The sequence below is a fragment of the Rheinheimera sp. genome (assembly GCF_037442525.1).
GTDB lineage: Bacteria > Pseudomonadota > Gammaproteobacteria > Enterobacterales > Alteromonadaceae > Pararheinheimera.
In genome coordinates, this window is the sequence record NZ_JBBIQD010000002.1 from 1 (window position 1) to 12547 (window position 12547).

Sequence of the window (12547 nt, forward strand, 5' to 3'; positions counted from 1 at the left end):
CGCTGACCTCTTGCATGCCATGCAAGCGCTCTCCCAGCTGAGCTATAGCCCCACACCAGTCGTGGCTTCTGCGTTACTGCAATCCCCCACAAGACGCTGCGAATTCTAGGGGGAGGTGCCAGTAGTGTCAACAGTTTTTTAGAACACCTTGATCGTTCGGATGTTTTTTAAACTAACTGCAAATTTGTTGGCCAATTCTCATGAAAAACACAGATGTGCCTGCATGCCTATTTGGTAAGAACAGCTGCTTACAGCCATAAAAAAACCCCGCTTAGCGGGGCTTTTTAGTGAGAAGGACTTACAGGTTGATGCCTTTTTTCGAGGCACGCTCTTTAATGTAAGACTCCCAAGCAGCTGCCTGACGGCCCAGCTTGCTATCAGACTTAACTTTTTGTACAGCCTGATAAGCTTCGCGGAACTTATTCTGATAGAAATAAGCTTCAACCAGACTTAAGTACACTTGACCCTGGTTTTTCACTCCGGCATTGATGGCGTTATTTAACGCCGTCACTGCTTCAGAGTATTTTTCTGCCAGGATTAATGAAGAGCCCTGACGACGATAAGCATCCCCATCGTTGTCCAGTTTGGCTGATTCACCATAGTACTGTGCCGCTTTTACCATATCGCGTGAGTTCTGGAATGAACTGGCCATGCTGTTCAGGATATTCTTTTCCTTTTTGATCAGGCCTGACTTCACATGCTTTTCCAGAATACTGGCCGCTTTGTATGGAACGTTTGCATTGGCATACAACTGAGCTAACAGCTTGTATTCGTTTTCAGTTTCTAACATGCCTTGCTTGTTAGCCACTTCCAACGTTACCAATGCTTTTTCGTACTGCTCTTCCAGGCTGTAAAACTGAGCCAGATATGTCCACCAGCGTTTTTCGCTTGGGAACAACTTGACGGTAGTTTCCAGCACTTCAATCGCTTTTTTGTTGTTCTTCAACTCATAATAAGCTGAGAACTTCAATGTATATGGACCGGCATTTGGCTTCGCAGGATCTTGCGCAGCAATCGCCAGATCAGCTGGCTCAATCACTTTGGCATACTGCTTGGTTTCCATATAAGCGCTGGCAATACGTAAGTAGACGTTGCCATCTTTTTCACCAGTAAAATCTAACCACTGGTTATAAGTTTTGATAGCCTGATTAAACTGCTTGTCGCTTAACTGCAAGTCCGCCAACAGGCGTAATGCAGCCGCATGATCAGTAAAACCCAGTACGTCAGGTGCGACGGCTTTCTGTAAGTAGCCAATCGCTTTTTTCTCATCTTTGGTCGCCCACATGTTACCAAGGAAACGATTCAGATAAGCCTGATCAAAGGTATTGCTGCTCTCAACACCGTTTAAGGCGGCGATAGCTTCATTCAGTTTTTCCTGGCCATAAAGCTCATAGGCTTTACCTATAGCCTTACCTACTTTTTCACCAACAGCCTGAGACTTTTGGTTCTTCCGGGCTTCAATTTTGGCAAAATCCGGAGCTGCAACAGCATAACTTCCAAAGGTGGTGATGCCAAAAGCTGTCATCACCACAAGAGCTGAAGCAATAGATGTTAATTTTTTCATCCGATTAACCTCCACTCTGATCTAAAGAGAAGTCCAACTGCACAACGATACCAGGCTGTTGAACCGCTTTACCGTTCACCACTTTCGGAGTGTACTTCCAGCGTTTCAGTGCGCGGATCGCTTCACGGTCAAATACACGTTTCGGGTCAGCATCAACGACTTCAACTTCACCGACGCTACCATCCTCAAGAATGGTAAAACGCATTTTTACCCAGCCCTGAATACCGTCACGTGCAGCCTGCACAGGGTACTTAGGTTCGATACGAACAATCGGAGTCGCATCACCATCCCGCATCATTGCTGATGAAGGGTCACCTAAACCAGTGCTGGCACCACCAACATCCACTGAAGGCATGTTGAAGGCAATAGCACCACCAGTATTTGACTGGTTAGGTTCCGCTACCGGAGCCTTAGGTGGCTGCGGCGGTGGTGGTGGTGGTGGTGGCGGAACACGCTGCCGGGTCTGAGCTTTTGACTCAGGTGGCGTCGTGTTGATCTCAATAACGATTTGTTCCTTCTTTGCATTGGTGAACATATCATCCCCGCCGATCAGGAATGCCATCAATACGTACAGGAAAAACGTTATTACCGCACCAAGCACCAGTGATAGTAATAACCGTACCATATCAGTTCTCCGATGCTGCAATAGAGATCTTATCGATACCAGCCAGTTTAATCTGGTCCATTACAGAAACCACTACACCGTGTTTCGCTTCTTTGTCGGCCTGAACTATTACAGTATCAGTTGGTGACTCAGCTAACAGCTTTTCAATTGTTGCGCCTACACGTTCAACGTCCACCGCACGTTTATCCAACCAGATCTCACCGTTAGCACGGATCGCAACGAAAATGGTTGCTGATGGCTTTTTGGTGGCCTGAGCGGCTTTTGGACGGTTTACGTCAATACCTGCTTCTTTCACGAAAGAAGTGGTTACGATAAAGAAGATCAGCATGATAAATACAACGTCCAGCATGGGCGTTAAGTCAATCGCTGCTTCTTCGGCTTCACGTCTAGTTTTACGTGCCATAAATTACTCTCTATCAATGATGAGGCATGCTGTCCGCCAGCTCGTGAACGGCCGTGCGCACCTTACCTTCCAATTTAGACGTTACGAACACACCTGATAATGCTGCAACCATACCGGCCATTGTCGGAATTGTTGCCATTGATATACCAGCTGCCATCAAACGTGGGTTACCAGTACCAACCATCGCCATAATTTCGAATACAGCAATCATACCTGTGACCGTACCCAGCAGCCCCACCATAGGACAGACGGCTACCAGAGTTTTGATCACATTCATACGTGTATTCAGTTGGACTTTGGCTTCTGATACCCAAGCGTCACGGATTTTGTGCGCATACCAAGAGGTGGTGTCCTCACGGGCGTTCCAGTCAGCAATGATCTTGTCACGCATGGCCGGATACTCTCGTGCGATAAACCACCAGCGCTCTATCATCAATACCCACATGATGAAGAGGACTGCGGCAACCACATAAAGTACGTCACCGCCGGTTGCGATAAAATCCCTGACAGATTCCCAAAGCTCTATCAGGCCATGCATTAAGCTTTCTCCTTCTCCGCATGAGCAGCGATGATACCAGCGCTTTGCTCATCCAGAATGTGCAGGATTGAGTTTGATTTGCTCTGTAACAGAGCGTGGATAAACAGCAGCGGCAGCGCACAGACCAGACCCTGAACTGTAGTTACCAGCGCCATTGAAATCTGACCAGCCATGATTTTCGGGTCACCAGTACCGTGCAGCGTAATCACCTGGAACGCACCGATCATACCAACTACTGTACCCAACAGACCCAGCAGAGGACCGACTGCAGCAATCAGTTTCAGCATACCAATGCCTTTTTCGATAGCCGGAGTTTCGCGCATAATGGCTTCGTCCAGTTTCAGCTCCAGGTTTTCCACGTCAACGTTTTTGTTGTCATGGTAAACTTTCAGGATACGGCCCAAAGCGTTATCCGCAGTTGGGTTGTTAACGTTTTTCAGCTGAGATTTGATTTTCGCACCAGCAGCAGTCAGAGATGCCCAACGGACAGCACCAATTAACAGACCGATAATCAGCAATACTGTGATGACATAACCTGGAGTACCACCTTGGTGGAACTGCTCTTCCAGAGTTGCTTCCTGAGTTTTCAGACGCAGCAAGTTACCGCCAGTTGGGTCGATATATACCGGAGCAATAGTGCCTGCAGAAGCATTTTTAAAGTTCAGTGCATCAGCAACAATGTAAGACTCAGGTTGTTTCACCAGAGGCTGCATTTCTTTGGTATCTGCGTTGTATACCAGGTAACCGATATCAGAGATCAGGTTAAATGCACCAACACGAGTCACTTGAGCTGGAGCTGCATTGCCGTCCAGAGCAGTTACGCTGCCTTCGAACTTAGCAACTTTCGCTGACTCAGTCATTTCAGTCTGCAGAGCGATCCACAGTTCTTCCAGTTCAGCAATAGTTGGCAGTTCTTTCGCATCAGCCAGTTTCTTCAGCAGGTCTTCACGGCCTTTGTACTGAGCGCTGATGTTAGATGTAGCGATACCACCGATAGTTTCAGTAGCTGCACCACGAACGATACCGAACATTTCACCCAGCGTACCCTGAGCGTTTACCAGTTCCTGCTCTTTGGCAGCCAGCTTGGTTTCGTTGTCAGCAAAAGCTTTGGTCAGGTTACGGCCACGGGCTTCTTCTGCAGAGAATTCAGCTTTTGCTTTATTCAGCAGAGCTTGCTTGTCAGCACGGTCAGACAGGAACTCTTGTTCGCGTTGCTGATTGATACGGCCTTCAGCAGTACGATCTTTTTTCACTTGTTCCAGCAGCTGATCCAGTTTTGCGGTGTCAGCAGCGGCAGTTAAGCACACGCCAGCAGACAAGGTTACTGCAGCAGCAACGATTAAACCTTTAAACACTTTCTTCATTTATTCTTACTCCGCTGCAATCACTGGAAGTTTTAACAGTTCTGGGGCAGCTTGTTTACCCGCTACACGAATTGCCTTTTTAGTGGAATCCAGGTACTCAGGACCTAACTCTTCCCACTGACCAGATGTTTTGTTCCACATCCAGGCGTGTTTTTCGTCCAGAGACATGGCTAACAGCGCAACACGGCCAACATAAACGTAGTTTGCAGTGATTTCCTGACCGCCAGCATTCAGCTTGTCAGTGTAAGTAACCAGAGCTGTGCCCAGGTCTTTTTCGATTTGGTAAGCTTCCAATACCAGACGGTATTGCTCAGAAGTGTTGACTGATGAGTTTGCCATCACCGCACGCAGACGCTCAATGCGCTCTAAACGTTTGTTCAGATCGATTGGCATATCCGCTTTGATAAAGGCTTCCAATGTATCGATCATACGGTACATCAGAGGAACGATACCTTGTTTGGTGCCTTCGATAGTACCAATTTGTTTGTCCAGAGATGCCAGAGAAGCATCCTGGTCAGCAACCAGACGGGCAACGTGGTCGTTGTACACTTTCAGGTTTTCAGTTTGTTCAACTAATTGACGGTACTCGGCCAGTAATTCCTGGCTTTGGTCAAAAATGTTGTTGATTTTTTCTTGAGACTGAACTGCAGCACGGATGTTTTGCTGACCGGCTTTGTGCAATTCCACCAGTGGATCTGCGGCGACTGAAGTGCTGGCCATTGCGAATGCTCCGAACAGAGCAGAGGCAACCAGACTCTTACGAATGTTATTGTTAGACATAGTTCCCAACCAATAATTGCTGATTAACGTAACCTGTTTTAGGAAGGTCATTTTTGTTACAAAATATGACCTGGTTAAAGGGTAAACCGCCCGCATCATTGCAGCAAAACCGCGGATTGTCAATATAACCAAGGCAATCCCCAGTGACAGTTTTGTTGCAACAAAAAGGCTGTTTTCCCCTTTGTTCGGACTTGGCAAAATGTTGCAATTATTCCATTAACGGCATACTAACCATTTTGCTTATTTTATGTTCTGAGCCAGCTGACCCGACTCATACATACTGACCATTTTTTCCAAAGAAATGGCTTTAATTTTTGACGCGTGACCGGCGGTACCAAACGCCTGATAACGGTCTTTACAAATATCAGCCATTGCTTTGACTGATTCCTGCAAATATTTACGCGGGTCAAACTCTGCCGGGTGTTGCGCCATAAAACGGCGAATCGCCCCAGTCGACGCTAAACGCAAGTCCGTATCGATGTTAATTTTACGGACACCGTGTTTGATCCCTTCCTGAATTTGCTCCACCGGAACCCCGTAAGTTTCCGGAATAGCACCACCATATTCATTGATGATGGCCAGCCAGTCCTGTGGCACCGAAGACGAACCGTGCATCACCAAATGTGTATTAGGAATACGGGCGTGGATCGCTTTGATCCGGTCAATGGCCAGAATATCCCCTGTCGGTGGCCGGCTGAACTTATAAGCGCCGTGTGATGTACCACAAGCAATAGCTAAGGCATCCACTCCCGTTGCCTTCACAAACTGCGCCGCTTCTTCCGGATCGGTCAGCATTTGGTCATGGCTTAGCACGCAGTCAGCACCAATACCATCTTCTTCACCGGCAGCACCGGTTTCCAGTGACCCAAGACAGCCTAATTCGCCTTCCACAGACACACCACAGGCGTGCGCCATTTCTACAACACGGCGGGTTACATCCACGTTGTAGGCATAATCAGCTGGCGTTTTGCCATCTTCCCGCAGCGAGCCGTCCATCATCACTGAGGAAAAGCCGAGTTGCATCGCGCGTTGACAGACTGCTGGCGAGGTTCCGTGATCCTGGTGCATCACCACCGGGATATGTGGGAACTCCTCCACTGCAGCCAGGATCAGATGACGCAAAAATGGCGCTCCGGCATATTTACGGGCGCCGGCCGATGCCTGCACTATGACCGGACTGTCTGTCGCGTCGGCGGCCAGCATAATGGCGCGCATCTGCTCGAGATTGTTCACGTTAAAAGCCGGCACCGCGTAACCATATTCGGCCGCATGGTCCAGCATTTGACGCATGGAGATCAGAGCCATAAATCCTCTCTTGTTTTGTAGGGTAAGGGTTAAGGTATGGCAGAGTCCGGCGTCATCTTCAGATGATCAAGTTATACCCGGACCTGGCTGCCGATAATGTTAATTATTGTTTTGCTCGTTGTTCCAGTATCTCTACCGCTGGTAGTGTCTTCCCTTCAAGGAATTCAAGGAAGGCCCCTCCCCCTGTAGAGATATATGAAATTTTTTCAGCTACTTCATATTTATCAATTGCCGCCAGCGTGTCACCACCACCGGCAATGGAAAACGCATCACTTTGTGCAATAGCTTCGGACAACGCCTTGGTGCCTGCTTCAAAGCTGGCAAACTCAAACACACCGACTGGACCATTCCACACAATGGTACCTGCATTTTTTAAGATATCGACCAGCGCTCTGGTGCTGTCAGGGCCTATATCAAACACCATATCGTCCGCGTCAATGGCTGATACTGCTTTGGTGGTCGCTGGCGTGTCTTCTGCAAAAGCTTTGCCTGTCACCACATCGGTTGGCACCGGGATAAAACCACCACGCGCTTCGGCCTGTGCCATTAAACGTTTGGCTTCTGGAATTAAGTCCACTTCAACCAGTGACTTCCCTACATTATGACCTTGAGCAGCAATAAAAGTATTGGCGATACCCCCGCCAACAATCAGCTGATCAACAATACCTGACAAGGAATCCAATACCGTCAGTTTAGTCGATACCTTAGAACCACCAACAATAGCCACCAATGGACGTTTTGGGTTTTTCAGCGCCGCCGCCAATGCATCAAGCTCAGCAGCCAGCAACGGACCTGCACAAGCGACAGGCGCAAACTTAGCCACACCATGAGTGGTCGCCTGAGCCCGGTGCGCGGTACCAAAGGCATCCATCACAAAAACATCACACAAAGCAGCCAGTTGTTTTGACAGTGTTTCGTCGTTTTTGCCTTCACCTTTGTTAAAACGCACATTTTCAAACACCACCACTTCACCAGCCTTGACCTCAACGCCGTTGAGATAATCCTTCACCAGGCGGACTGGCACAGAAAGCGCCTGATTCAGATAGTCCACCACAGGCGCCATGGAAAATTCCTCAGCGTACACACCTTCATCCGGCCGTCCCAGGTGCGAGCACACCATCACCCTGGCACCTTTTTGCAAGGCCAGTTCAATGCTGGGGATGGCGGCCTTCAGACGAGCATCTGAACTGACTTTGCCATTTTTAACCGGCACATTCAGATCTTCACGGATCAGCACCCGTTTTCCCTGTAAATCCAAATCGGCCATTTTAATTACGGACATAGACGAACTCCTGTGATTTGAACTCTGTTGTAGTTAACTGTTCATCATGGCTCTGGCGGTGTCGATCATCCGGTTGGCAAAGCCCCACTCGTTGTCACACCAGACCAGACATTTGACTAATTTTTTATGACTGACCCGGGTCTGCGAGCCATCGACAATGCAGGAATGTGGGTCGTGGTTAAAATCAACCGAAACTAAAGGCTCTTCGGTGTAATCCAGGATCCCCTGCAGACTGCCGAGACTGGCTTGTTGGAGCACCTGATTTACCTGATGTATATCCACATCCTTATGCAAGGTCACACTTAAGTCCATCGCGGTCACGTTCACCGTCGGCACCCGGACGGCAATGGCTTCAAAACGTCCGGCCAGATGCGGCAGTATGCGTTCAATACCACGCGCCAATTTGGTATCGACCGGGATAATAGACTGACTGGCGGCACGGGTGCGGCGTAAATCGCTGTGATAAGCGTCAATCACCTGTTGGTCATGCATTGACGCATGAATAGTGGTGATGGTGCCACTTTCCACCCCAAAGGCATCATCCAGCACTTGCAGCACAGGCACAATACAATTGGTGGTGCAGCTGCCTGCAGAGACAACCGTCATGCTGTCATTCAGCAGATGTTGATTGATCCCATAAATGACAGTGGCGTCGATATCGGCTGTGGCCGGGTTCGAAAACAGCACCTTTTTAGCGCCTGCCGCCAGATGCAACAAGGCGTCATCACGGCTGTGAAAAACACCCGTGCATTCCAGTACCACATCAATATTAAGCTCAGCCCAGGGCAGTTGAGCAGGATCGGCCTCGGCAAAAAGCCGGATGCTGTGGCCATCCACTTTCAGGCTGGTCCCGTCCAGTTCCACCTTGTGAGCAAAACGGCCATGTGAGGTATCGTATTTCAGTAAATGCGCTATGCCTCTGGCATCGGCCAGTTCATTCACGGCAACCACCTGCACCCACTGCTGCTGACCACTTTCATAAAGTGCGCGCAGAATATTACGACCTATACGGCCAAAGCCATTAATAGCAACCCGAATTGTCATGCTGGAAAAACCGGCTCCTCAACTATACAAAAGGGGCACGAATGCCCCTTACACCAGCCCTCAGGCCAGAAGCTCTTCAGCAGCGGCCACCACAGCTGCAGTGGTGATACCAAAGTATTCAAACAACTGTTCAGCCGGTGCGGATTCACCAAAACTGTCCATGCCAATGACTTTGCCTGTCAGTCCCACATACTTGTACCAGCTGTCTTTGATACCCGCTTCCACCGCCACACGTTTCGTGACGGCTGCAGGTAACACAGCTTCACGGTACGCAGCATCCTGTGCTTCAAACACATCCGTCGAGGGCATAGACACCACCCGCACCTGGTGGCCTTTGGCCGCCAGTTGTTTTTGCGCCTGCACTGCCAGTTCCACTTCTGAACCTGTCGCAATCAGCACCAGCTCTGGCGCTTTATCGCAGTCCACCAGCACATAGCCACCTTTTCGCACAGCCGCCAGCTGCTCCGCAGTGCGAGGCTGCTGCACCAGATTCTGCCGGGTGAAGATCAGAGTGCTTGGTCCTTCAGTGCGCTCAATGGCGGCCTGCCAGGCCACGGCGGATTCCACCGCATCACAGGGACGCCAGTTCATCAGGTTCGGGGTCACCCGCAGTGATGCAAGCTGTTCAACCGGCTGGTGGGTCGGACCATCTTCTCCCAGACCAATGGAGTCGTGGGTGTAAACAAAAATAACCCGCTGTTTCATCAGCGCTGCCATGCGCACCGCGTTGCGGGCATATTCCATAAACATCAGGAAGGTTGCACCGTACGGGATAAAACCACCGTGCAGGGCAATACCGTTCATAATGGCCGACATACCAAATTCGCGTACGCCGTAGAATACGTAGTTGCCACTGGCATCGTCTTTGGTTAAACCTTTGGAGCCTGACCAAATCGTCAGGTTGGAGCCCGCCAGGTCAGCCGAGCCGCCCATAAATTCCGGTAATAAAGGGCCAAAGGCATTTAATGCATTTTGGGATGCTTTACGGCTGGCAATGGTCTGAGGGTTCGCCTGCAACTGTTCAATATAAGCCTGAGACTTTTCAGCCCAATCAACTGGCAACTCACCCGCAGTACGGCGCTTCAGTTCAGCCGCCAGCTCTGGGTAGGCGTCGGCATAAGCGGCAAATCTGGCATTCCAGCTTTGCTGGGCTGCCGCACCTTTGGTTTTGCCATCCCAGTGCGCATAAATCTCAGCCGGGATTTCAAAGGGCGCGTATGGCCACTTCAAAAACTCGCGCGACGCGGCAATTTCGGCATCCCCCAGCGGCGCACCATGGCAGTCATGGGAACCGGATTTGTTTGGCGAGCCATAACCAATCACGGTTTTGCAGCAGATCAGCGTCGGTTTGTCTGTGACCTGACGGGCTTGTTCAATGGCAGCAGCCACAGCATCGGCGTTGTGGCCATCGACAGCCGGGATCACATGCCAGCCATAGGCTTCAAACCGAGCTGGCGTGTTGTCGGTAAACCAGCCTTCAACATGACCGTCAATGGAAATACCATTGTCGTCCCAAAAGGCGATCAGCTTACCCAGTCCTAAGGTGCCGGCTAAGGAGCAGGCTTCATGCGACACCCCTTCCATCAGACAGCCGTCACCCAAAAAGGCATAGGTGTAGTGGTCAACAATGGCATGACCGTCGCGGTTAAACTGAGCGGCCAGCGCTTTTTCAGCGATCGCCATGCCCACCGCATTGGTAATACCCTGCCCTAACGGACCTGTCGTCGTTTCCACACCTGGTGCATACCCATATTCCGGGTGACCCGGTGTTCTGGAGTGCAACTGACGGAATTGTTTTAAATCATCAATTGACAGGTCGTAACCTGATAAATGCAGCAGGGAATACAACAACATGGAACCATGGCCATTGGACAAAACAAAGCGGTCACGGTTTGGCCAGCTGGGGTCTTGTGGGTTATGCACCAGATAATCCCGCCATAACACTTCGGCAATGTCGGCCATGCCCATAGGGGCGCCCGGGTGACCTGATTTCGCTTTTTGTACTGCGTCCATACTCAAAGCACGAATGGCATTGGCCAGTTGTTTGCGAGACGGCATCTTCTCTCCTGCTATCTTATCTGTGTTCACTTTGATCCAAGGGGGCTGAAATTCATATAAAAATTGTACTGCTCTGTAAAAGCGATCTGAGTGTGCACTGGCAGTTTGATGGGTTCATTTCTGTTTTTTTATATGACTTCTGTTTTTTTACATGGAAGCCCAAAGCTGGCGGTATTTTCACAGAGCCACTTCCAAAGCGCAAATATAAATCCCCGCACAACTGGAGTTTTCCAGCCTGAAGGCGATATAAAGAGACATTTAGCATGAAAGACGTCCGGGTGGCAAAAAAAGCTAGAATTCAGCCTGAGCTTTCTCTAGAATAGCCGCCCCAAAATACAGCGCCCTGGCGCATTAACAACCAACATGTGGAAAACGTAAATGGCACAACACATTTTTACCTCTGAATCTGTTTCTGAAGGACATCCGGATAAAATTGCCGATCAAATTTCTGACGCGGTACTGGATGCAATTCTGGAACAAGATCCAAAAGCCCGTGTTGCCTGCGAATCTTTCGTCAAGACAGGCATGGTGTTAGTGGGTGGTGAAATCACCACATCCGCCTGGGTTGATATTGAAGAACTGACCCGCAGCACCATTCGTGACATCGGCTATGTTCACTCCGATATGGGTTTTGACGCCAACTCCTGCGCCGTATTAAGCGCCATCGGCAAACAGTCTCCGGACATTAACCAGGGTGTCGATAAAAAAGACCCACGTGAACAAGGTGCTGGCGACCAGGGACTGATGTTCGGTTACGCCAGTAACGAAACGGACGTGTTAATGCCGGCTCCTATTACCTATTCTCACCGTCTGGTGCAGCAACAGGCCAAAGTGCGTAAAGACGGCACCCTGCCCTGGTTACGTCCGGACGCGAAATCACAGCTGAGCTTTGTCTACGAAGATGGCAAGCCAGTCGGTATTGATGCGGTGGTCCTGTCCACTCAGCACTGCGACACCATCTCAACGGCCGATCTGCGTGAAGCAGTGATGGAACACGTTATCAAGCCGGTACTGCCTGCTGAATGGCTGACCAGCAACACCAAGTATTTTATTAACCCGACTGGCCGTTTTGTGATTGGTGGCCCTATGGGCGACTGTGGTCTGACCGGCCGTAAAATCATCGTCGACACTTACGGTGGTATGGCCCGTCACGGTGGCGGTGCGTTTTCTGGTAAAGACCCGTCAAAAGTGGACCGCTCTGCGGCTTACGCCGCCCGTTATGTGGCGAAAAACATTGTGGCCGCAGGCCTGGCAGACCGCTGTGAAATTCAGGTGTCTTATGCCATTGGTGTGGCTGACCCAACCTCCATCAGTGTGGAAACCTTTGGCACCAGCCAACTGAGTGAAGAGCAGCTGATTGCATTAGTGCGCCGTCACTTTGACCTGCGCCCTTATGGCCTGATCGAAATGCTGGACCTGGAGCGCCCCATCTACAAAGGCACCGCAGCTTACGGTCACTTTGGCCGTAACGAGTTCCCGTGGGAGCAAACCAATAAAGCGGACGCATTACGCGCCGACGCCGGTCTGTAATAGCACCAGCATCCACCTAAAGGGAGCTTCGGCTCCCTTTGTTATTTTCGCTGT

11 protein-coding genes are annotated in these 12547 nt (G+C 50.0%); 1 reads left to right on the top strand and 10 read right to left on the bottom strand.

Annotated elements, in window-relative coordinates:
• Positions 1–298: 298 nt before the first annotated feature.
• The 10 genes from WKJ03_RS04145 to tkt form a co-directional block, all read right to left on the bottom strand.
• Positions 299–1564, bottom strand: a complete 1266-nt coding sequence (locus WKJ03_RS04145) for a tetratricopeptide repeat protein (protein ID WP_337840900.1) — start codon at positions 1562–1564, stop codon at positions 299–301.
• Between the two features lie 4 nt (positions 1565–1568).
• On the bottom strand, positions 1569–2189 hold the full coding sequence (locus WKJ03_RS04150; RefSeq protein WP_337840901.1) for an energy transducer TonB: 621 nt from the start codon (positions 2187–2189) through the stop codon (positions 1569–1571).
• Between the two features lies 1 nt (position 2190).
• Positions 2191–2592: a biopolymer transporter ExbD gene (locus WKJ03_RS04155; protein ID WP_337840902.1), complete on the bottom strand. Its 402-nt coding sequence runs from the start codon at positions 2590–2592 to the stop codon at positions 2191–2193.
• A 13-nt stretch (positions 2593–2605) separates the two neighbouring features.
• On the bottom strand, positions 2606–3130 hold the full coding sequence (locus WKJ03_RS04160) for a MotA/TolQ/ExbB proton channel family protein (protein ID WP_337840903.1): 525 nt from the start codon (positions 3128–3130) through the stop codon (positions 2606–2608).
• On the bottom strand, positions 3130–4494 hold the full coding sequence (locus tag WKJ03_RS04165; protein WP_337840904.1) for a MotA/TolQ/ExbB proton channel family protein: 1365 nt from the start codon (positions 4492–4494) through the stop codon (positions 3130–3132). The genes WKJ03_RS04160 and WKJ03_RS04165 overlap by 1 nt, the downstream gene beginning before the upstream one ends.
• Before the next feature lie 6 nt (positions 4495–4500).
• Complete coding sequence (locus WKJ03_RS04170) at positions 4501–5472, bottom strand: DUF3450 domain-containing protein (RefSeq protein WP_337840905.1); 972 nt, start codon at positions 5470–5472, stop codon at positions 4501–4503.
• Positions 5473–5514: 42 nt separating this feature from the next.
• Positions 5515–6579 (bottom strand): class II fructose-bisphosphate aldolase, encoded by a 1065-nt coding sequence (fba, locus tag WKJ03_RS04175; protein ID WP_337840906.1) that lies wholly within the window; start codon positions 6577–6579, stop codon positions 5515–5517.
• 103 nt (positions 6580–6682) lie between these two features.
• On the bottom strand, positions 6683–7861 hold the full coding sequence (locus tag WKJ03_RS04180) for a phosphoglycerate kinase (protein WP_337840907.1): 1179 nt from the start codon (positions 7859–7861) through the stop codon (positions 6683–6685).
• A 33-nt stretch (positions 7862–7894) separates the two neighbouring features.
• Positions 7895–8905 (bottom strand): erythrose-4-phosphate dehydrogenase, encoded by a 1011-nt coding sequence (gene epd, locus WKJ03_RS04185; RefSeq protein ID WP_337840908.1) that lies wholly within the window; start codon positions 8903–8905, stop codon positions 7895–7897.
• A 60-nt stretch (positions 8906–8965) separates the two neighbouring features.
• Positions 8966–10963, bottom strand: a complete 1998-nt coding sequence (gene tkt / locus WKJ03_RS04190) for a transketolase (RefSeq protein WP_337840909.1) — start codon at positions 10961–10963, stop codon at positions 8966–8968.
• Positions 10964–11341: 378 nt separating this feature from the next.
• Here tkt and metK point away from each other — a divergent pair, with 378 nt between their 5' ends.
• Positions 11342–12493, top strand: coding sequence for a methionine adenosyltransferase (metK, locus tag WKJ03_RS04195; RefSeq protein WP_337840910.1), 1152 nt, complete (start codon positions 11342–11344; stop codon positions 12491–12493).
• Positions 12494–12547 lie beyond the last annotated feature (54 nt).

Coding starts and splice junctions, on each gene's coding strand:
- WKJ03_RS04145 (WP_337840900.1), bottom strand. CDS start 1,564: ATGAAAAAATTAACATCTATTGCTTCAGCTCTTGTGGTGATGACAGCT.
- WKJ03_RS04150 (WP_337840901.1), bottom strand. CDS start 2,189: ATGGTACGGTTATTACTATCACTGGTGCTTGGTGCGGTAATAACGTTT.
- WKJ03_RS04155 (WP_337840902.1), bottom strand. CDS start 2,592: ATGGCACGTAAAACTAGACGTGAAGCCGAAGAAGCAGCGATTGACTTA.
- WKJ03_RS04160 (WP_337840903.1), bottom strand. CDS start 3,130: ATGCATGGCCTGATAGAGCTTTGGGAATCTGTCAGGGATTTTATCGCA.
- WKJ03_RS04165 (WP_337840904.1), bottom strand. CDS start 4,494: ATGAAGAAAGTGTTTAAAGGTTTAATCGTTGCTGCTGCAGTAACCTTG.
- fba (WP_337840906.1), bottom strand. CDS start 6,579: ATGGCTCTGATCTCCATGCGTCAAATGCTGGACCATGCGGCCGAATAT.
- WKJ03_RS04180 (WP_337840907.1), bottom strand. CDS start 7,861: ATGTCCGTAATTAAAATGGCCGATTTGGATTTACAGGGAAAACGGGTG.
- epd (WP_337840908.1), bottom strand. CDS start 8,905: ATGACAATTCGGGTTGCTATTAATGGCTTTGGCCGTATAGGTCGTAAT.
- tkt (WP_337840909.1), bottom strand. CDS start 10,963: ATGCCGTCTCGCAAACAACTGGCCAATGCCATTCGTGCTTTGAGTATG.
- metK (WP_337840910.1), top strand. CDS start 11,342: ATGGCACAACACATTTTTACCTCTGAATCTGTTTCTGAAGGACATCCG.